At 63.7% G+C, this 19048-nt stretch carries 19 protein-coding genes; 4 read left to right on the top strand and 15 right to left on the bottom strand.

All coding sequences use genetic code 11. From position 1 onward, the window contains the following. The first annotated feature begins 185 nt into the window (after positions 1-185). On the top strand, positions 186-449 hold the full coding sequence (locus B3873_RS22375) for a hypothetical protein (RefSeq protein ID WP_286869156.1): 264 nt from the start codon (positions 186-188) through the stop codon (positions 447-449). Between the two features lie 21 nt (positions 450-470). On the opposite strand, the gene B3873_RS22370 is transcribed toward B3873_RS22375, so the two are convergent. From B3873_RS22370 to B3873_RS22305, 14 genes are all read right to left on the bottom strand, one after another. Beyond that, a complete protein-coding gene (locus B3873_RS22370; protein WP_034334628.1) occupies positions 471-956 on the bottom strand; it encodes a MarR family winged helix-turn-helix transcriptional regulator in 486 nt (161 codons plus the stop codon). Beyond that, complete coding sequence (locus B3873_RS22365; protein WP_286869153.1) at positions 934-2709, bottom strand: acyl-CoA dehydrogenase family protein; 1776 nt, start codon at positions 2707-2709, stop codon at positions 934-936. The genes B3873_RS22370 and B3873_RS22365 overlap by 23 nt, the downstream gene beginning before the upstream one ends. A gap of 14 nt (positions 2710-2723) precedes the next feature. Further along, positions 2724-3275: a DUF3237 domain-containing protein gene (locus B3873_RS22360; RefSeq protein ID WP_039783922.1), complete on the bottom strand. Its 552-nt coding sequence runs from the start codon at positions 3273-3275 to the stop codon at positions 2724-2726. A gap of 57 nt (positions 3276-3332) precedes the next feature. Next, the gene (locus tag B3873_RS22355) at positions 3333-4088 is read right to left on the bottom strand and encodes an ABC transporter ATP-binding protein (protein ID WP_121045751.1); all 756 of its coding nucleotides are present in this window, start codon (positions 4086-4088) and stop codon (positions 3333-3335) included. After that, entirely contained in the window at positions 4085-5878 is a 1794-nt protein-coding gene (locus B3873_RS22350; RefSeq protein WP_286869151.1) for an ABC transporter permease subunit, read from the bottom strand. The genes B3873_RS22355 and B3873_RS22350 overlap by 4 nt, the downstream gene beginning before the upstream one ends. After that, a complete protein-coding gene (locus B3873_RS22345; protein WP_034334616.1) occupies positions 5875-6915 on the bottom strand; it encodes a branched-chain amino acid ABC transporter permease in 1041 nt (346 codons plus the stop codon). The genes B3873_RS22350 and B3873_RS22345 overlap by 4 nt, the downstream gene beginning before the upstream one ends. An 88-nt stretch (positions 6916-7003) precedes the next feature. Beyond that, positions 7004-8149, bottom strand: a complete 1146-nt coding sequence (locus B3873_RS22340; protein WP_286869148.1) for an ABC transporter substrate-binding protein — start codon at positions 8147-8149, stop codon at positions 7004-7006. Positions 8150-8233: 84 nt separating this feature from the next. Further along, positions 8234-8653 (bottom strand): acyl-CoA thioesterase, encoded by a 420-nt coding sequence (locus tag B3873_RS22335; RefSeq protein WP_286869146.1) that lies wholly within the window; start codon positions 8651-8653, stop codon positions 8234-8236. Between the two features lie 16 nt (positions 8654-8669). Next, entirely contained in the window at positions 8670-9434 is a 765-nt protein-coding gene (locus B3873_RS22330; protein WP_286869144.1) for an SDR family NAD(P)-dependent oxidoreductase, read from the bottom strand. 27 nt (positions 9435-9461) lie between these two features. After that, positions 9462-10715 carry a thiolase family protein gene (locus B3873_RS22325; RefSeq protein ID WP_286869143.1) on the bottom strand — a complete coding sequence of 418 codons (1254 nt, stop codon included), beginning with the start codon at positions 10713-10715 and terminating at the stop codon, positions 9462-9464. A gap of 13 nt (positions 10716-10728) precedes the next feature. Next, positions 10729-12591, bottom strand: coding sequence for a feruloyl-CoA synthase (locus B3873_RS22320; RefSeq protein WP_286869142.1), 1863 nt, complete (start codon positions 12589-12591; stop codon positions 10729-10731). 154 nt (positions 12592-12745) lie between these two features. Continuing rightward, a complete protein-coding gene (locus tag B3873_RS22315; protein WP_286869141.1) occupies positions 12746-13525 on the bottom strand; it encodes a crotonase/enoyl-CoA hydratase family protein in 780 nt (259 codons plus the stop codon). Positions 13526-13829: 304 nt separating this feature from the next. Further along, positions 13830-15005, bottom strand: a complete 1176-nt coding sequence (locus B3873_RS22310; RefSeq protein ID WP_286869140.1) for an ABC transporter substrate-binding protein — start codon at positions 15003-15005, stop codon at positions 13830-13832. A gap of 271 nt (positions 15006-15276) precedes the next feature. Beyond that, positions 15277-15534, bottom strand: coding sequence for a hypothetical protein (locus tag B3873_RS22305; RefSeq protein ID WP_286869139.1), 258 nt, complete (start codon positions 15532-15534; stop codon positions 15277-15279). A gap of 32 nt (positions 15535-15566) precedes the next feature. On the opposite strand from B3873_RS22305, the gene B3873_RS22300 reads away from it, so the two are divergent. Then, positions 15567-16682: a porin gene (locus tag B3873_RS22300; protein ID WP_209535212.1), complete on the top strand. Its 1116-nt coding sequence runs from the start codon at positions 15567-15569 to the stop codon at positions 16680-16682. Between the two features lie 138 nt (positions 16683-16820). Here B3873_RS22300 and B3873_RS22295 read toward each other — a convergent pair whose 3' ends face one another. After that, positions 16821-17762 carry an IclR family transcriptional regulator domain-containing protein gene (locus B3873_RS22295; protein ID WP_286869137.1) on the bottom strand — a complete coding sequence of 314 codons (942 nt, stop codon included), beginning with the start codon at positions 17760-17762 and terminating at the stop codon, positions 16821-16823. Positions 17763-18125: 363 nt separating this feature from the next. On the opposite strand from B3873_RS22295, the gene B3873_RS22290 reads away from it, so the two are divergent. Together B3873_RS22290 and B3873_RS22285 are read left to right on the top strand one after the other, a co-directional pair. Then, positions 18126-18800, top strand: a complete 675-nt coding sequence (locus B3873_RS22290; protein ID WP_286869136.1) for a 3-oxoacid CoA-transferase subunit A — start codon at positions 18126-18128, stop codon at positions 18798-18800. Next, positions 18797-19048: CoA-transferase (locus B3873_RS22285; RefSeq protein WP_286869135.1), on the top strand; the 252-nt coding region annotated here is incomplete at its 3' end. The genes B3873_RS22290 and B3873_RS22285, both read left to right, overlap by 4 nt.

Genomic DNA, 19048 nt, shown 5'->3' with positions numbered 1-19048 from the left:
TTGTCATACCAGTGCTGGCGAATCGACAAGATGCCTGAAAGCATTCTTTCAACGGCCGCAACAGAGCATTGCCAGATCACCGGTTTTTCCATCGGAAAGGAAACAATAGAATGTCTGCATGGGAATGAAGCATTCATAAGCGATACGCATCGTGCAGCATCCGCTTGCATTCCAGGGAGCAGAACATGAACAAGATCTTCACACGCCAACTTGTCCTGGCCGCCACGCTGGCCGTGGCCGGCATCGCAGCGCAGGCAGCCTATGCCGCCGAACCGGCCAAGGCCGAGCCCGCCTCGACCATCAGCATTCCGGCGCAACCAACGCGGACCGCCGCAGCCGATCAGCAGCAACAGCAAGGACTGACCCGCGCCCAGGTCATCGAAGACCTCAAGCAATACCAGCGCGCACACGCCAACCCCAGCTACGCCGAGCTGGTGTTCCTGCGTTGAGAATGGAATCAGAAATGCCGCTTACTGTGGCAGGAACATCTTCTGCAACAAGCCGATGAGCTGAGCGCGTTCGCCGTCCGAAAGCATCTCGGTGGCCTTGAGCTCCAGCTCGATGGCGGTCTGTTCGGCCTTGGTGCACATGCGCATGCCCGCTGGCGTGAGCGCCAGCACCTGTGAACGGCGATCCTGCGGATTGCGCTGGCGTACTACCAGGCCGCGCTGCTCCAGCTTGTCCAGCAAGGTCGCCAGGTTGGGCGGGGAAACGTTGATCGCCTTGGACAGGCGCTTCTGGTTGATGTTGGGATTGGCCTTCAACAGGCTCAGCACCGTGAAATCCACTGGCCGCAATTCGAACTTCGCCATCCGCTTTTCGAACAAGGGCATGATGGTGATGTAGGCACGGCGGCAGTTGTAGCCGACCAGGCTCAGCAGCAGTTGCTGGTCCAGCGGCGCGCTTGGCGCTGCATCGTCGTCGGAATCGAAATCAGCCGGCTTCTTGGGCAGCATGGTGGTCCAGGTCGGTAGGAAGGGGCGGCAGCCCGGTCGCCAGGCAGCCTTCGATCACGCTGGACAACTGGTGGACTTCCGCAAACACAAAGGCGAAATGATAGCACGCGGCATCCCGCTTGCCGCCGTACCAGGCCGGGTCCGAGGCCATGGCCAAGAGCGCCCGGCGGCCGGCGCGCAGCCACATCCAGCCCAGCGCCACATGGCCGGTCAGGCGCAGCATTTCATCAGCCACGTAGTAGGGCAGGGAGGGCGATTGCAGCGCCGCCGTGGCGATATCCGTGGCGAGTCCACTTAATTTATCCACAGCGTTAGCAAGCAATCGGGCCTGTTCGCCTAGCAGTGTTCCGTCCTCGATGTCCGCGCGCACCAGCGTGAGGAAATCATCCAGCCGCTTCCCCTCATCGCCCAGTACTTTGCGCATCAGGAAATCGATCGCCTGGATCTCGTTGGTCCCCTCATAGATCATGGTGATGCGGGCATCGCGCATGAATTGTTCGATACCGGTCTCGACCACATAGCCATGCCCGCCAAAGACCTGCAGCGCACGGCTGGCACACTGGAATCCCTGGTCGGTGAGGAAGGCCTTGATGACCGGCGTGATGAATTCCAGCCGTTCATGATGGCGCCGGCGCTGGGCCGCATCCGGATCATGCCCGGCCAGGTCCAGCAGGAGCCCGGCCCAGCAAGTCAGCAGGCGCGCGCCCTCGATGCGGCAGCGCTGTTCCATCAGCAGCTTCTGCACGGCAGGGTGGCGCACGATCAGGTCGTTGCCGGATGAGCCCGGTGCGCGCGACTGGCGACGTTCACGCGCATAAGCGCTGGCGCGCTGCCAGGCCGCTTCGGCCAGCCCCAGTCCCTGCGCGCCCACATGCAGACGCGCCGCATTCATCATCACGAACATCGCCGCCAGTCCGCGTCCCGCTTCACCGACCAGCCACGCCTGCGCCTGCTCGAAATGCAGACTGCACGTGGCGCTGCCATGAATGCCCATCTTGTGTTCGATGCCGGTGCAGTGCACGCCATTGCGGCTGCCATCGTCCAGCATGCGCGGCGCCAGGAACAGCGACAGCCCCTTGCTGCCCGGCAGCGCATCCGGCAATCGGGCCAGTACCAAGTGAATGATGTTGGGCGTCAGGTCGTGTTCGCCCCCTGAGATGAAAATCTTGTCGCCGCTGAGGCGATAGCTGCCGTCCTTCTGCGGCACGGCGCGTGTGCGCAACTGGCCCAGGTCGCTGCCGGCCTGCGCTTCCGTCAGGCACATGGTGGCCAGCCATTGGCCGCTGGCGATCTTCTCCAGATAGCGTGCCTGCAGCTCAGGTGAGCCATGCGCCGCCAGGCAGGCATAGGCCCCATGCAGCAAGCCGGGATACATGGTCCAGCCATGATTGGCCGCGCTCAGCATTTCATAGAGCGCGCAGTCCAGCACATGCGGCAAGCCCTGGCCGCCGTGCTCGGGCGCACAGGCCAGGGCCGGCCAGCCGCCCGCGCAGAATTGCGCATAGGCACGCTCGAATCCGGGGGGCGTTGTGACCGTTCCATTTTCGAGACGGCAACCCTCGCGATCGCCGATACCGTTCAAGGGCGCGACCACGTCAGCGGCAAAGCGTCCGGCTTCTTCCAGCACCTGCATCATCAGTTCGCCATCGATCTCGGCGTGCGCAGGCAAGGCGCGCAAGACCTGCGGGGCCTGCAGCACTTCATCCAGGACAAAGGCGAAGTCGCGCAGCGGGGGCGTGTAGTGCATCGTCATCGGCTCCGTCCATCTCAATTGAGCAGGTAGGCGTCATACACCACCGCATTGCCCAGGCGCATGGCGTAGCCCACCCCCATGGCGCGGTTGAGCCAGTCGTACTTCTTGGAGGCGGTCTCGAAGTTCATGAACAGGCGGAAGGTATAGCGCGAAGGATCGACCGGCTTGCCCTTGGCGACCTCGGCCATCACCTCCGGCGGACCGTAGCGCACGCCACGGGTCTGCAGGTAGACCAGCTCGCCATCATCGAGCTTGAGCAGGTAGCGGGTATCGATGATGGCCAGGCCATCGGCGGTCACGGTCTGCCAGTCGGCACCGTTGTTGAGGATCTCGCCATTGATGAGCGGTCCCTTGAAACTGCCGCCGGTGATCGGGATGATGCGGCGGCGGCCCAGGTCGGAAGTCTTCCCCAGTTCCCAGATCGGTGCCACCAGATCCACCGAGAAGCGCGCCAGGAAGGCCAGCTTCGGTTGCGGCGGCACCAGCGTGGTGTTGTCGGCGTCACTGGCCGCATGCACCTGGAAGGACAGCGTCAGGGCGGCCAGCAGCAGGAAAATCTTTCTCATCTCGGTCTCCTCGTTCTATGTGTTTTTGACATACCGTGGTGCAGAAAACGTCAAGCCTCAGGAAGCCGCCACCACCTCGGCTTCTGCCTTCTTGCCAAATCCCAGGTAGGCCTGGATCACCTGCGGATCGCCCGCCAGTTTCGCTGACTCGCCCTGCATGGTGACCTTGCCCAGTTCCAGCACATAGCCATAGTCGGCCGTCTGCAAGGCCGCGCGCGCATTCTGTTCCACCAGCAGCACAGAGATACCGGCCGTGCGCAGTTCGGAAACGATATGCAGGATTTCCTTGACGATGCGCGGTGCCAGGCCGAGGCTGGGTTCATCCAGCATCAGCAGTTCCGGCTTGGCCATCATGGCGCGGCCGATGGCCAGCATCTGGCGCTCGCCGCCCGAGAGCGTACCGGCCTGCTGGGCGCGGCGTTCCTTCAATCGCGGGAACAGCTCGAAGACGGTCGCCAGCTGATCCAGCGGCTGTGCCTGCCGCAAGCGCAGACGGCGAAATCCCCCCAGCAGCAGGTTGTCTTCCACGCTCATGGTAGAGAACAGTTCGCGCCGCTCCGGTACCAGGGCGATGCCCGCCATCACGCGTTGTTCGAGGCTCCAGCGTTCCACCGGCTTGCCTTGATAACGCACCGTGCCCTGCGCCGGCAGCACGCCCATGATGGCGTTGAGCAGCGTGGACTTGCCCGCGCCGTTGGGGCCGATCACGGTGGCGATGCTGCCGCGTTCCAGCTTCAGGTTGATGTCGTGCAGCGCCTGCACCTTGCCATAGCTTGCGCGCAGTTGCGCAACGTCGAGGACCAGTTCACTCATTCGATTCCACCCAGGTAGGCTTCGATCACGGCGGGATGCCGCTGGATCTCTTGCGGTGTGCCTTCGGCAATCTTGGTGCCGAATTCCATCACCACGATGTGGTCGGTCAGTTCCATGACGAATTCCATGTCATGTTCCACCAGCAGGATGCTCATGCCATCGGCGCGCAACTCCTGCAGCACTTTGGAGAGCGCCTGCTTTTCCAGATGGCGCAGGCCTGCGGCCGGTTCATCGAGCAACAGCAGCAGCGGATCACAGCACAGGGCGCGCGCGATCTCCAGGATGCGCTGCTGGCCCAGCGCCAGGTTGCCCGCCTGCTCATGCATCAGGTGCTGCAGGCCGACGCGATGCAGGGCGCGCGCGGCTTCATCGAGCAGCGCCTGCTCTTCGGCGCGTTCCAGATGCAGCATGGCATTGACCGTATTGCTGAGGAAGCTTTGCCGGCTGCGCATGTGCGCACCCAGGGCCACGTTCTCCAGCACCGTCATGCCCGGCAGCAGGCGCACGTGCTGGAAGGTGCGGGCAATGCCCAGCCGTGCGATGGCGCGCGCCGGCAGTCCGGCGATGTCGCGGCCGTTGAAGCTGACGCGTCCGCCGCTGGCATGCAGCAGGCCCGTGACCAGATTGAAGGTGGTGGACTTGCCCGCGCCATTGGGACCGATCAGGCCGACGATCTCACCGGCCTTGACCTTGAAGGACACGTCATTGACCGCCACCAGCCCGCCGAAGCGCTTGTTGATCTGGTCCACCTCCAGCAGCGGTGCACCGCGCGCCGGGCCGTTGCGCTTGTCCATCGGCGCGGCGGTCGCCACGCGCAGCGGTGCCGGGGCGGCCGGGAAGGCACGCAGCCACAGCGCGCGTACCCAGGGCCACAGGCCGCCGCGTGCGTATTTGAGCAACAGGATCAGGATCAGGCCGAAGACGATGCTTTCATAACTGCCGCCATCGCCCAGCAGTGCGGGCAGCAGCACCTGCAACTGGTCCGACAGCAGTTTCAATACCCCCGCGCCCAGCAGCGCACCCCAAATATGGGCAATGCCGCCGACCACCACGATGAAGAGATATTCGATGCCCATCGCCAGGCTGAAGGGCGAGGGATTGACGGTGCGCTGCATGTGCGCAAAGAGCCATCCCGACACCGAGGCCAGCAGCGCGGCAAAGACGAAGATGAGGATCTTGTAGCGCCCCGTATCCACGCCCATGGCCTCGGCCATCGAACGTCCGCCCTTGAGGGCGCGGATGGCACGTCCCGCGCGCGAATCCAGCAGGTTCAGCGAGACCCATGCGGCGGCCAGCACGATGGCCCAGATCAGGTAATACAGGTGGCGTTCCTTGGCCAGGTCCAACCCCGCCAGTTGCAGCGCGGGGATGCCGGAGATGCCGTCATACTTGCCGAGGAAGTCCACCTTGCCGAACAGGAAGTACAGGCTGATGCCCCAGGCAATGGTGGCCAGCGGCAGGTAGTGGCCGGACATGCGCAGCGTGATGCGGCCCAGCACATAGGCCGAGACCCCCGTGATGAAGAGGCCGATCGGCAGCGTCAGCCAAGGGGACACGCCATGCACGGTGGTCAGATACGAGGTGGTGTAGGCACCCATGCCGACGAAGGCCGCCTGCCCGAACGAGGTCATGCCGCCGATGCCGGTCAGCAGCACCAGGCCGATGGCCACCAGCGCATACAGGCCGATGTAGTTGGCCTGGATCACCCAGAACTGCGGCGTGGGCAGGATCGGGAACAGCGCCAGCACGACCAGCAGCGCGTAGAGAGGGAGTCGTTTGTTCATCATCATTCCTCGTCCTCGTCATGCGCGGGCGTGACCAGCGAGCGCCACAGCAGGATCGGCAACAGCGCCAGGAACACGATCACCTCCTTGAAGTCACTGGCCCAGAAGGAGCTGAAGGATTCCAGCAGGCCCACCAGCAGCGCGCCCCCTGCGGCGGCGGGGAAGCTCGCCAGCGCACCGATGGTGGCGGCGACGAAACCCTTCAAACCGATCAGGAAACCCGAGTCATAAAAAATGGTGCTCATCGGGCCGATCAATACGCCCGACAGAGCACCGATAAACGCCGCGACGGCAAACGACAACTTGCCCGCCAGCGTCGTGGAGATTCCCATCAGCCGTGCGCCCAGGCGATTGACCGCCGTGGCGCGCAGCGCCTTGCCATACAGCGTGCGCCCGGAGAACAGCCACAGTGCCACCAGCAGCGCGGCAGCGGCCACCACCACCACCACGGTCTGGGCACTCAGGGTGAGCGCGGCCAGGTTCCAGCGTTCATCCCAGAAGGCCGGGGTGCGGAAGCCCTCGGCTCCGAAGAACACCAGCCCCAGTCCGGTCATGGCCAGGTGGATGCCGACCGAGACGATCAGCAGTTGCAGCACGCTGGCATCGGCCATCGATTCATAGACCACCTGGTACATCAGCGGTCCGAGCGCGGTAATGAGCAGCAGGGTCAGCAGCACCTGCACCGGCAGTGCGAACTGTTGAGGTGCGGCCCACCAGACGAGGGCGGCGATGGCCAGCGGCACGCCCAGCGTGCCCAGCAGGGTGCGCGGCAGCAGCGCCGCCTGGCCTGCGCGCAAGAGCTGCGCGGCCTGCATGCCGGCCGCGCACACGGCCAGCACCAGCAGCAGCCATAGCGGACCGGGGCGCTGGCCCTGTTGCAGCATGGCAAGGGTGAGTGCGCCATAGGCGACGAATTCCCCCTGCGGGATGAAGAGGATACGGGTGACCGTGAAGACCAGCACCAGGGCAATGGCGATCAAGCCATAGACGATGCCGTTGGTCAGGCCATCCAGGGTCAGGATGGCGGCAATGGAGGAGTCCATGTTTCGGGTGTGGTGCAGAAAACGTCAGGCTGGAAAACGGCGGCGCAAGCTGGAGACCTCGCGCCGCCGCGCGGACAGGACAGGCGGATTACGGATTGACCGCCTTCCAGTTGCCGTTCTGGATGGTCAGCATGATGCGCGCATCGTCACCCAGGCCGAAGTGATCCTTGGCCGAGTAGTTCAGCGTGCCCTGCGAGATCTGGATCGGGCCGGAGGTTTCCAGCGCTTCCTTCAAGGCGGCACGGAAGGCGGGAGTACCGGGTTTGGCTTTCTTCAGCGCTTCCGGGACCACCTTCTGCAGCACCAGCTGCGCATCATAGGTATGGGCCGCGAAGAGGTTGCGGGTACCTGCGCCAAACTGCTTCTCGTAACGCGTGACGAAATCCATGGCCAGTTTCTTGGAAGGATTGCTGTCCGGCAGCGCTTCCGGTACCACGGCCGGGCCGGAGATGACGTAGGAGCCTTCCACATCCTTGCCGCCCAGGCGGATCAGGTCGCGCGAGGCGGCACTGTGGGTCTGGAAGATCTTGCCCTTGTAGCCGCGCTCGATGAGCGCCTTGTGCGGCATGGCCGCACCGCTGCCCGAGGCCACCACCAGCACCGCATCCGGATTGGAACTGACCACGCGCAGGGCTTGCGCCGTCACGCTGGTGTCGGCCCGCGAGAAGCGCTCCACCGTGCCCATCTTCATGCCGGCGGCGGTGGCCAGGCGCTGCACTTCCTTGAGCCAGTTTTCACCGTAGGAGTCGGAGTAGCCGAGGAAGCCGATGGTCTTCACGCCCATTTTCTTCATCTGCTCCACCACGCCACCGGCCATGACGGCCGTGGATTGCGGCAGGCGGAAGGTCCAGGCGTCTTTTCCTTCTTCGGTCTCGATAGGGGAGATGGCCAGCTGCACCGTCTGCGATTCCAGCGCCACGTCGGCCACGGCCAGCGTGGGCGGCACCGCGGCCGAACCGATGAGCAGGTCGACCTTGTCCTCGGCCACCAGGCGGCGCGCATTCTTGCTGGCCTGGGTGGGATCGGTGGCATCGTCGAGGATGATCAGCTTGACCTTCTCGCCGCCGATGGTCTCCGGCCACAGGGCAAAGCCGTTCTTGGCCGGAATGCCCAGGCCCGAGCCCGGACCGGTCAGCGACATCACCACGCCGATGGTCAGCTCGGCCTGTGCGGCCCCTGCACAGGCCAGCATCGTTGCCAGTACCCCTGCCTTGATTGCCAGTTTGGTTTTCATCTCCGTCTCCTTTGTATTTTTCGTTCGAATGCCCGATGTGGGCGGAGGCAGCTTGTTGCCGCCTCTCGCTTGCTGCCGTATTGCTTAACTGCACATCTCCCTGATGTCTTCCGGAATCGGAATGGCCTTGATGCGCGCCGGATCCTCCGGATGGCGAATGGCGAAGACGCGCACATCGCGGCCTTCACACAGCAGTTCGCCATCGCGCTTGATCTCGTGCTTCATCACGAAGGTCTTGTCATTCCATTCGACGATGGTGGAATGCACTTCGATGCGGTCGCCATAGGTCGCCGGGCGCACGAAGCGCGAGCTGATGTCCACCACGGGCGTGCCGATGATGCCGCGCGTCTTTTCCGTATCACGCCAGGGCGGCACGCCGCATTCATGGAAGAAGTTGCGCGAGGCCGCGTCATACCAGCGGAAGAAGTTGGGGAAATACACGATGCCGGCCGGATCGCAATCGCCGAATTCCACGCGTACCGGATGAATGGTGGTCTTGCTCATGCGTTCTCCTCGGTGCTCAGCGCGGTGCCAGGCGCAATGCGCCATCGAGCCGGATCACTTCGCCGTTGAGCGAAAGATTGGTGGCGATATGCAAGGCCAGCTGCGCATATTCCTCGGCCTTGCCCAGCCGCTTGGGGAAGGGGATGGACGAGGCCAGCGACTGCTGCACTTCTTCCGGCAGCTTGTAGAGCAGGGGCGTGAGGAACAGCCCCGGTGCAATGGTCACCACGCGGATGCCGTGTTGCGCGAGATCACGTGCCAGCGGCAGGGTCATGGAGGTGATGCCGCCCTTGGACGCCGCATAGCCGGCTTGCCCGACTTGCCCGTCGAAGGCCGCTACCGAGGCGGTCGCCACGATCACGCCGCGTTCGCCCTCGGCCAGCGGCTCGGCAGCGGCCATGCGGGCGGCAGTCAGACGGATGACGTTGAAGGTACCGATCAGGTTGACGTTGACGATGCGGCTGAAATCCTCCAGCGGCATCGGGCTGCCATCCTTGCCCACCATGCGCTTGGCACCACCGATGCCGGCGCAGTTGATGAGGATGCGCGGTGTGCCGTTGGCCTCCTGTGCTGCATCGAGAGCCGCTTCCACCGACGCGCTGTCGGTGATGTCGCAGCGCGCGGCGTGGCAGCGCAGTTCATCGGCCAAAGCCTGGGCAGCTTCCATGTTGACGTCCAGGATGGAAACGCGGGCCCCGGCCTGGACCAGCTGGCGCGCGGTCTCGGCACCGAGTCCGGAGGCGCCGCCCGTCACCAGGGCGGCTTGTCCTTGCAGTTGCATGAAATGTGTCCTTGTCGAATGAGCGGATCAGTGGGAGGCCGAAGGATTTTCCAGCAGCAAGGCGATGCCCTGGCCGCCGCCGATGCAGGCCGATGCCACGCAGTAGCGCGCACCCCGGCGGTTCATCTCGCGCGCGGCCGTGATCGACAGGCGCACGCCGGTCGCGGCCAGCGGATGGCCCAGGGCGATGGCACCGCCGTTGACGTTGAGCTTGTCGCGATCGATCCCCAGCTCACGTTCCACTGCCACGATCTGCGCGCCTTGCGCTTCGTTGATCTCGAAGCAGCCGATGTCGGCCACCGTCAGGTCATTGCGTTCCAGCAGGGTGCGGATGGCCGGCACCGGGCCGATGCCCATGATTTCCGGCGGCACACCGGCCACAGCCGCTGCGACTACGCGCGCCAGCGGCTGCTTGTCGTTGCGGCGCACGTAATCGCCCGAGGCGACGATGGTGGCGGCCGCTGCATCGACCAGCGCCGAGGAGTTGCCACCGGTCTGTACGCCATCCGGGTAGAGCGTGCGCAGCTTGGCCAGCACCTCCACCGGCGACGGACGCGGATGGGTGTCGGTGGCGGCTTCGCTGGTCTTGCCCTGCAGTTTGATGTGACGATCGTTGTAGCCATCCAGGCGGAAGGTCTCGTTGACGACCGGAACGATCTCGCCCGCGTGGAAGCCGGCCGCCTGTGCCTTGAGCGCGCGCTCGAAGGAATACGCGGCGTATTCATCGACCTCGGCGCGGGTGATGCCATATTTTTTCGCCAGGTTCTCGGCGGTCTGCGGCATGGTGATGCCGGGGGCCGGATCGACCAGGGCTTCCCACATGTAGTCCTGGAATTCCACCGGCGCACCCAGCTTGAAACCGGTGCGATGGCCGAAGGCGGCAATCGGATTGCGCGTCATCGATTCGCTGCCCACGATCAGCGCGGTCTCGGTGTAGCCGCGCTCGATCTGGTCGCCGGCCTGGCGGATCAGTTCGAAGCCGGTGCCGCAGATGCGCTGGACCATGATGGCTGGCGTAGTGATCGGCACGCCCGCATACAGGCCGATGTGACGCGGCAGCATGTACTGGTAGGCATCGCCCGGCGCCATGTTGCCGGCCACCACCGAGCCGATGTCGGTCGCGGCGATGCCGGTGCGGGCAAGTACTTCGCGCGCCACCTTGATGCCCATGTCGGTGGGTGAGAGCTGGCTGAAACTGGTGCAGTAATCCACCATGGGCGTACGCACGCCGCCGACGAGCCAGATGTCCTTGAAGCTGGAATAGAACGCTGCTTGTGCCATGTCTGTTGCTTCCTCAGTGAGCGGGGGAGAGCGCGGCCTGTGCGGTCAGCACGGCCGGGTCGGTGCCGGCGTAAAGCGCTTCCACCAGGGCGGCGCGATGCGTCAGTACTGCGCGTTGATTGATGGAACCCTTGTCGGTGATTTCGCCACGGTCGAAGGACGGCGGATCGATCAGGACCAGCGCGCGCGCCACGCGGGTTGAACTGCCGGTGGCATGGGTTTGCAGGCGTTCCAGCAGGCCCTGGAAGAAGTCGCGTACCGGTGCCGCATTGAGCACGTCGGCACGCGAGGCCTCCGCAGGCAGGCGCGCCAGCTGGCGGCAGCGCTCGATGTTGGGCACGATCAGCATGCCCACTTCATTGCGGTCCTGGCCTGTGATGACGGCATCCTGCAGGTAGGGCGCCCCTTCATGCGCAATCAGCGCGCGCAGCGGGCCGACGCTGACCCAGGTGCCGGTGTAGAGCTTGAAGTCCTCGGCCACGCGGCCATCGAACATGAAGCCGCGATCCGGATGGGCCGGGTCCAGCCAGCGCACCGCATCGCCCGAGCGGAAGTAGCCCTCTTCATCGAAGGCCTCCGCCGTCTGTTCCGGCGCGCGCCAGTAACCCGGGGTAACGTTGGGGCCGCGATAGCGGATCTCGATCTTGTCGCCGTTGGGGACCAGCTTGATTTCCATGCCCGGCGTGGGGATGCCGATCTGCCCGGCCTGCACTTCCAGGTCGGCCACGAAGAGCGCCGAAGGCGAGGTCTCGGTCATGCCCAGGCCGCAGCACATCACGATGCGCTCGCCACAGGTGGCTTCAGCGGTGGCGTGCAGCTTGTCCCACACCGGTTGCGCCAGGGCGGCACCGGCATAAAACTGCATGCGCAGGCGGCTGTAGAATTTTTCGCGCAGGGCCTGGTCCTTCTCCAGCGCGTGGGCGATGCCTTCCCAGCCTACCGGCACGTTGAAATACACGGTCGGCGAGATCTCGTGCAGGTTGGCCAGGGTGGTGGCCAGGCCTTGCGGCGTGGGCTTGCCCTCGTCGATGTACATGGTGCCGCCGTTGTAGATCACGATGCCCACGTTGTGGTTGGCACCGAAGGTATGGTTCCAGGGCAGCCAGTCGATCAGGATGGGCGGCTCTTCGGCCAGGAAGGGGAAGGTCTGCACGATCATCTGCAGGTTGCTGCACATCATGCGCTGGGTGTTGACGACCGCCTTGGGCATCTTGGTCGAGCCCGAGGTGAAGAGGAACTTGACGATGGTGTCCGGACCGGTGGCGGTATAGGCGCGCTCGACTTCATCGCCCGCGCGGGTAGCTTCCAGCTCCGCATACAGCGTGCATTCGCGCCCGGCAGGCGGGGCTTCGGTGACCACGAATTCGATATCGGGTGCCACCGCATTGACGGCCGCAGCAAACTTCTCGCCATGGGCGGCGAAGATCAGGCCGGGCGTGAGCAACTGCACTGCATGGCGCAGCTTGGCGTAATCCTTGGAGAGCAGCGAATAGGCCGACGATACGGGCGCATAAGGCACGCCTGCATAGTGGCAGCCCAGCACCAGCATGGCGTGTTCGAGGTCGTTCTCGGACAGGATCAGCAGCGGGCGCTCGGCCGAGAGTCCGCGCTGCAGCAGCGCCTGGCCGATGCGGCGCGCGCTTTGCAGGGCTTCGCCGTAGCTGATGCGGCGCCATTGGCCATCCTTGTCGCGGCGGGCCATGTAGGTGCGGTCGGGATCGACGGTGGCCCAGTGGATCAGCTTGTCGGTCAGGCGCGCGGGATAGTCGCCCAGCGGCTGCCGGGTCTTGACGATGGAGATGCCCTCAGCACCCGGCACGACGTCAACGCCGCCGATGCCGAACCTGAAGCTGCGATAGCGAGGAGGAGTGTTCATACATGTCTCTGTTGTGTCACCTGCCCGGTCGTGGCCGGGCAGGTGTGTTGTTGTGGTCTTGCGCTGTATTACTGACTTGCTGGCCGCTGTGGTGGCTCTTGTCCGGCCATGCAGGGCCGATTCTTCTGCGATGCTTTGTTCGTTGCGGTCGTGCTCAGGTTGGCTTGACCTTGTTCTGCTTGTGATCGAGGAAGGCCGCCAGGCGGCCCTTGGTATCGGGATCGCTGCCCGCCACGGCCGCCATGAGCGACTCCGTCATCAGGCCATCCTGGATCGACTGGTCATGGATGCGCGGCAGCACGTGCATGATCCCGTAGTTGGTCATGGGCGCATTGCGGGCGATGCGTTCAGCCAGCTCACGGGCTTTGTCCAGTCCGGTGCCGGCGGCCACGCTGTATTGCGAGATGCCGGCCTGGTGGCCTTCTTCGGCCGTCAGCACGCGGCCGGTCAGCATCATGTCGGCCATGCGGGCCACGCCGATCAGGCGCGAGATGCGCACCGAGCCGCCGCCACCGACGAAGAGGCCGCGCTGTCCTTCCGGCAAGCCATAGAAGGCGCTCGGCTCGGCCACGCGGATGTGGGCCGCCGAGGCCAGCTCCAGTCCGCCGCCGATGACTGCGCCATGCAGTACCGCGATCACCGGTACGCGGCCGAAGGCGATCTGCTCGAAGGCCGCATGCCACATGCGTGAGTGATGCAGGGATTCGGTGGTGTCGCGCTCGCGCAGTTCGGAGAGGTCAAGGCCGGCGCAGAAGTGTTCGCCGATGCCGTGGATGATGGCCACCTTCACGCCATCCGGCAGATCCTGGAAGCAGTCGCGGATGGCGCGCACCAGCGGGTCGTTGAGGGCATTGCGTTTGGCGGCGCGGTTGAGTGCGATCTCGGCAATGGCGCCGTGAACTTGGATGTCGAGGAGGTCGCTGTGCTGGTTCATGCTGTCTCTGGTCATGCCGTGGTCGGCGTTTGAATTAGTTATAAGTTATAACGTTTATTCAGTATAAGTAAAGTGGAGGTAAACGCAAGCCCCATGTGACTTTCGTGTTGTGCGAACAAAGTAAAAGCGGGCGATTAACGAACGAAAAATGCGTCGAGGCATGCATCTGAAATTGCTGCATCGCGTCGCAACGATGACGTGTCCGTGACCGATGGCGCGCCAACCTGCATGGCTGCGGGCGGCCCAAAGAAAAACGCCGGTGTGCACTGCATCACCGGCGTTTCCATGGAGTATCGACAGGCGATTATTTGCCGGTGTCCTTCATGTTTTCGAACTTGTCGAATTCGACGTTGTAGACCTCGCTGCCGACCTTCTCCACCTTGCGCACGTAGACCGTCTGCACGATGTCGCGGGTGGCCGGGTCGATGGCGATGGGGCCGCGCGGGCTGGTGAACTTCATGGTCTTGAGGATGGCCATGGCACGGTCGCCATCGATCTTGCCGTTCAGCTTTTTGCTGACCTCGTAGATGGCGTTCATGCCGTCGTAGGCCGCCACGGCCATGAAGTTGGGACGGCCCGCCCCCGGATTGGCGGCAGCAAAGCTCTTGAGGAAGGCCTTGTTCTCCGGCGAATCATGCGCGGCCGAATAGTGGAAGGTGGTGATCACGCCCAGCGTCGAGTCGCCCATGGCGGGCAGCACGTGGTCGTCGGTGAGGTCGCCGGTGGCGATGACCTTGATGCCGGCCTCGGCCAGTCCGCGTTCGCGATAGCCCTTCATGAAGGCAATGCCCTGTTCGCCCGCCGGCACGAAGATGAAGACGGCCTCCGGTTTGGCATCCTTGATGCGCTGGATGTAGGGCGCGAACTCAGGATTGCGCAGCGGCACCCGGATCGATTCCAGTACCTGGCCACCACCGCCCAGCAGGTTGGTCTTGAAGGCGGTCTCGGCATCGATGCCCGGGCCGTAATCGGCCACCAGCGTGACTACGCGCTTGATGCCGTTCTTCAGCGCCCAGGTCGCCATGGGGCCCGAGACCTGCGGTAGCGTCATCGAAAAGCGCGCGATGTAGCTGGACTTGGTGGTGATGACGGAGCTGGCCGCGTTCATGACGATCATCGGCTTCTTCGCTTGTTCAGCGATGGGCGCTACCGCCAGCGCCTCGGGCGTAAGGCCGAAGCCGGCCAGGAAATCCACCTTGTCGCGCACCACCAGTTCCTGTGCCAGGCGCTTGGCGATCTCGGGCGAGGGACCGGTGGTGTCCTTGATGATGATCTGGATTTTCTTGCCGGCGACCGTGTCGCCATGCTGCGCCATGTAGGCCTTGATGCCGCCTTCCATCTGCTTGCCGTAATCGGCGAAGGGCCCGGAGAAGGCAGCGATCAGGCCGACCTTGATGGTTTCCTGAGCGTGCGCCAGCGATGTCAGCAAGCTGACGGAGGCCGTGATCACGGCCAATCCTGCGAGTTTTTTCAACCTCATTTTTCAGTCTCCTTTGTGATTGTAGTGAGCGATGCTGCGCGGGCGGTTCTGCTGCCGTCCTGATTGTCGCATCGCCGGTCCGACTGTTGCAGACGGACGACGTATCGCTTTCTCTTCCCTGGCTCGCCTTGTTGACAAAGCGTCGGTGCCGACAATAGTATCGCACCATCCGTTCGGTAAACAAACCGATGTGCGGTTACCGAACGGCTAATAAAAGTTATAAAAAATAAGAAACAAGCCAGAGACGAGACGCTTCATTCTGCGATGTCCGCTAGTCGGCATCGACCAACTCGCATTTACAAAGTGGCGTGGAAAACGTCGCAGCAACACGCATGCCGATGGCGCTGACCATGGGGCAGGGGGCTTTTTTGCCCGCGCTTCGGGAAGATGCCGTGTCGGCGACGGGAATTCGCAACAGGCAGTTGAAGTAATCGAAGGGACTGACATCAAGGGAAGTCACCCGGCCGGCGAGCAGCGAATCGCTGGCGTGCGCCTGGAGGAGGGCGTGCGCCGGCAGCGAGCCGGCCATTCACCATTCAATGAAATCAGGAGGAGATGGCAATGACAAGAACAACCACCCTGCGTGCAGTGGCCCTGGCCGCTGCCGCATGTGCAATGACTGCGGGTGCGGCGGGCTCGGCCATGGCGCAGAGTTCGGTGACCATTTACGGCATCATCGATACCGGCGTGGTCTACACCACCAACGCCAATGCCAACGGCAATTCGGTCTTCAAGATGCCGTCGCTGACGGGTAGCTTCCCGTCGCGCATCGGCTTCCGTGGTACGGAAGATCTGGGCGGCGGATTGCAGGCAATTTTCGTGCTGGAAAGCGGCTTTGCTCCCGACACCGGCGCCATGGGGCAGGGTAACCGCATCTTCGGGCGCCAGTCGTATGTGGGCCTGAAGAGCGATTGGGGCCAGGTCACCCTGGGCCGCCAGATCAACATGACCTACATCTCGCAGCTCAAGACGGACGTGATGGGTCCCAACATCTTCGCCATCGGCAGCATCGACCCGTATCTGCCCAATGCCCGCAGCGACAATTCCATCGGCTACCTCGGCAGCTTCAGCGGCTTCACGCTGGGCGCGACCTACAGCTTCGGACGCGATACCTCGGCCACCGGCGGTCCGGCCGCCACCAACTGTGCCGGCGAAGTGGCCGGCAACAGCAAGGCCTGCCGCCAGGTTACGGGCTTGCTGGGTTACGACGGCAAGGGCTGGGGCGTGACTTCCTCCTATGACATCCTGTATGGCAATACCGGCGCCTCCGGTGGCCTCACCAGCAGCGACAACAGCGATCAGCGCATCACCTTGAACGGTTACTTCATGATCGGTGATGTCAAGATCGGCGGCGGCGTGGTCGATCGCCGTACCCGCGCAGCCAACAACACCAATACCGATTCCGATCTCTACTACCTGGGTGTGAGCTACCCGCTGACCACCGCACTGGTGCTGGATGCGCAGGTCTCGCGCCTGGACGTGAAGAACAGCCCGAACGATGTCACCCTCTCGGTGGCACGCCTGACCTACAACCTGTCCAAGCGTACGGCGCTCTACACTTCGCTGGGCTACATCAAGAACGGCGGTACGTCGGCCGTGGCCGTGGATGCCGGCGGGTCGGTGGGTGCGGGCAAGAACCAGCTGGGTGTGATGTCGGGCATTCGTCACACCTTCTGATCGTTGGTGGAAACGCAGTCTTGAGGAGGATGGCGCACCCGGATACCCGAGGGGTGCGCCGACATCCGCAGCATGGCAAAGGCAGGGTCTGTTTTTGTCTTCGGTCCGCCTCCCCGGTGGGGAGTGCGGACCTGTTTTTTACGGCAGCAGCACGGACAATTCCTGTGCGCCACGCAGCAGCACCGGCAGGATCTCTTCTTCCATCTGCGCCACCGACACGCGCGCGGCCTGTGCGCCCACGTTCAGTGCGGCCAGCACATTGCCGGAGGCACCACGTACCGGTACGGCGATGGAGCGCAGGCCGACTTCCAGTTCTTCATCGATGACCGCATAGCCCTGCGCACGCACACCAGCCAGAATGTCGCGCAGACGTTTTTGCGACACCACGGTCTTGTCGGTCAGGGCGCGCAGCTTGACCTTCTCGAAGTAGGCTTTGAGCTGATCATCCGGCAGGTGCGCCAGCATGGCCCGGCCCAGCGAAGTGCAATAGGCGGGCAGGCGGCTGCCGGTATTGAGTGCCACCGACATCACGCGCGAAGTGGCCGAGCGAGCGACGTAGAGCACTTCATTGTCATCCAGCACGGCCAGCGAGCAGGACTCGCCGAGCGTGCGGCTGATGTTGTTCAGGTAGGGCTGTGCAGAAACGGTCAGCGGCGTGGACGACAGGTAGGAGTAACCCAGCGTCAGGATCTTGGGGCGCAGCGCGAAATTGTTGACGTCCGAATCGGCATAGCCGAGTTGCTTCAGGGTATGCAGGCAGCGCCGCACGGCCGCGCGCGGGATGCCGGTCTTCTGGCTGATCTGGGCGATGGTCAGGCTGCGGCGCGAATCGCTGAAGGCGCGGATCACCGCCAGGCCCCGGGCCAGCGAGGTCATGAAGCTGGGGTCGGTGAGGGCATCGATTTCCTCGGCGATGGTCAGCTCGCGTTCAGCCTCGGGCGCGCTGGCAGCCGGGTCCTGGTCCCGCGCCTTGCTGCGCCGGCTGGCGGCCGGGGCGGATTTGAGCGGCTTGGCGTCCTTGACGGCAGCGGTGCTCTTGGCGGCGGTCTTGCGGGTCTTGGCAGCAGGGGCGGTGGACATGGGCGCGAATGGACTCTCTGGTCGGATGGTTCAGGACGATGCATCAGCGGGGCAGCTCGGATTTCCCGCCATACCTCAGTGCGTCAGGATTTTAACGTTTTGTGCGGCAAGCGAACACATCCTGCGGGTTTTTCTTGACGGCCGTCAAGCCAGATCGCTAAACTCTTTTTGTGCGAAAATCAAACATTAGTTCGGTGATCGAACATTCTGGTGCAGAAAACGTCACGCTGCAAATACCTCCGGAATGTCTGTCCACACCGGCAGAGACGAGTCCCAACCGCCTGGCTGAACGGCAAATATTGCAAGTGCAGCGAGGCAATCCGCAGGCGCAGCTGGAAGCGCCGCATCTACAGTGAGAGCAACGTGATCAATAAAATTTCTGACTCTTTGGAGCAGGCGGTCGCTGACATCCATGATGGCGCCACCATCATGATCGGTGGCTTCGGCAATGCCGGCATGCCCTCGGCCCTGATCGATGCGCTGATCGCCCAGGGCGCGCGCGACCTGACCATCGTCAACAACAACGCCGGCAACGGCGATACGGGTCTGGCGGCGCTGCTCAAGACCAAGCGCGTCAAGAAGATCATCTGTTCCTTCCCGCGCCAGACTGATTCCCACGTCTTCGATGCGCTCTATCGCGCCGGTGAAATCGAACTGGAACTGACTCCACAAGGCAACCTGGCCGAGCGCATCCGCGCCGCCGGTGCCGGCACCGGCGGTTTCTTCAGCCCGACCGGCTACGGCACCATGCTGGCCGAAGGCAAGGAAACCCGCCTCATCGATGGCAAGCACTACGTGCTGGAGTCGCCCATCCATGCCGACTTCGCGCTCATCAAGGCGCTGCGCGGCGACCGCTGGGGCAACCTGGTGTATCGCAAGACGGCGCGCAACTTCGGGCCCATCATGGCGATGGCGGCCAAGGTCACCATTGCGCAAGTCACCGAGGTGGTGGAACTGGGCCAGCTCGATCCGGAAAACATCATCACGCCCGGCATCTTCGTGCAGCGGATCGTGCAAACCAAGGAGGCACAGCAATGAAGCGCTTTACCCGTGAAGAGATCGCCGCCCGCGTGGCGCAGGACATCCCCGAGGGCGCCTACGTGAACCTGGGTATCGGCCTGCCGACCAAGGTGGCCAACTACCTGCCGGCGGACAAGGAAATTTTCCTGCACAGCGAAAACGGCGTGCTGGGCATGGGCCCGGCCCCGGCCCCCGGCGAAGAAGACGAAGACCTCATCAATGCCGGCAAGCAGCCGGTGACGCTCCTGACCGGCGGTTCCTACTTC

It is taken from the genome of Herbaspirillum sp. UBA812, from assembly GCF_002296545.1.
Classification (GTDB): Bacteria; Pseudomonadota; Gammaproteobacteria; order Burkholderiales; family Burkholderiaceae_D; genus Herbaspirillum; species Herbaspirillum huttiense.
This window is presented reverse-complemented; position numbering and strand designations above follow the sequence as displayed.

Coding starts and splice junctions, on each gene's coding strand:
- B3873_RS22375 (WP_286869156.1), top strand. CDS start 186: ATGAACAAGATCTTCACACGCCAACTTGTCCTGGCCGCCACGCTGGCC.
- B3873_RS22370 (WP_034334628.1), bottom strand. CDS start 956: ATGCTGCCCAAGAAGCCGGCTGATTTCGATTCCGACGACGATGCAGCG.
- B3873_RS22365 (WP_286869153.1), bottom strand. CDS start 2,709: ATGACGATGCACTACACGCCCCCGCTGCGCGACTTCGCCTTTGTCCTG.
- B3873_RS22360 (WP_039783922.1), bottom strand. CDS start 3,275: ATGAGAAAGATTTTCCTGCTGCTGGCCGCCCTGACGCTGTCCTTCCAG.
- B3873_RS22355 (WP_121045751.1), bottom strand. CDS start 4,088: ATGAGTGAACTGGTCCTCGACGTTGCGCAACTGCGCGCAAGCTATGGC.
- B3873_RS22350 (WP_286869151.1), bottom strand. CDS start 5,878: ATGATGATGAACAAACGACTCCCTCTCTACGCGCTGCTGGTCGTGCTG.
- B3873_RS22345 (WP_034334616.1), bottom strand. CDS start 6,915: ATGGACTCCTCCATTGCCGCCATCCTGACCCTGGATGGCCTGACCAAC.
- B3873_RS22340 (WP_286869148.1), bottom strand. CDS start 8,149: ATGAAAACCAAACTGGCAATCAAGGCAGGGGTACTGGCAACGATGCTG.
- B3873_RS22335 (WP_286869146.1), bottom strand. CDS start 8,653: ATGAGCAAGACCACCATTCATCCGGTACGCGTGGAATTCGGCGATTGC.
- B3873_RS22330 (WP_286869144.1), bottom strand. CDS start 9,434: ATGCAACTGCAAGGACAAGCCGCCCTGGTGACGGGCGGCGCCTCCGGA.
- B3873_RS22325 (WP_286869143.1), bottom strand. CDS start 10,715: ATGGCACAAGCAGCGTTCTATTCCAGCTTCAAGGACATCTGGCTCGTC.
- B3873_RS22320 (WP_286869142.1), bottom strand. CDS start 12,591: ATGAACACTCCTCCTCGCTATCGCAGCTTCAGGTTCGGCATCGGCGGC.
- B3873_RS22315 (WP_286869141.1), bottom strand. CDS start 13,525: ATGAACCAGCACAGCGACCTCCTCGACATCCAAGTTCACGGCGCCATT.
- B3873_RS22310 (WP_286869140.1), bottom strand. CDS start 15,005: ATGAGGTTGAAAAAACTCGCAGGATTGGCCGTGATCACGGCCTCCGTC.
- B3873_RS22305 (WP_286869139.1), bottom strand. CDS start 15,534: ATGGCCGGCTCGCTGCCGGCGCACGCCCTCCTCCAGGCGCACGCCAGC.
- B3873_RS22300 (WP_209535212.1), top strand. CDS start 15,567: ATGACAAGAACAACCACCCTGCGTGCAGTGGCCCTGGCCGCTGCCGCA.
- B3873_RS22295 (WP_286869137.1), bottom strand. CDS start 17,762: ATGTCCACCGCCCCTGCTGCCAAGACCCGCAAGACCGCCGCCAAGAGC.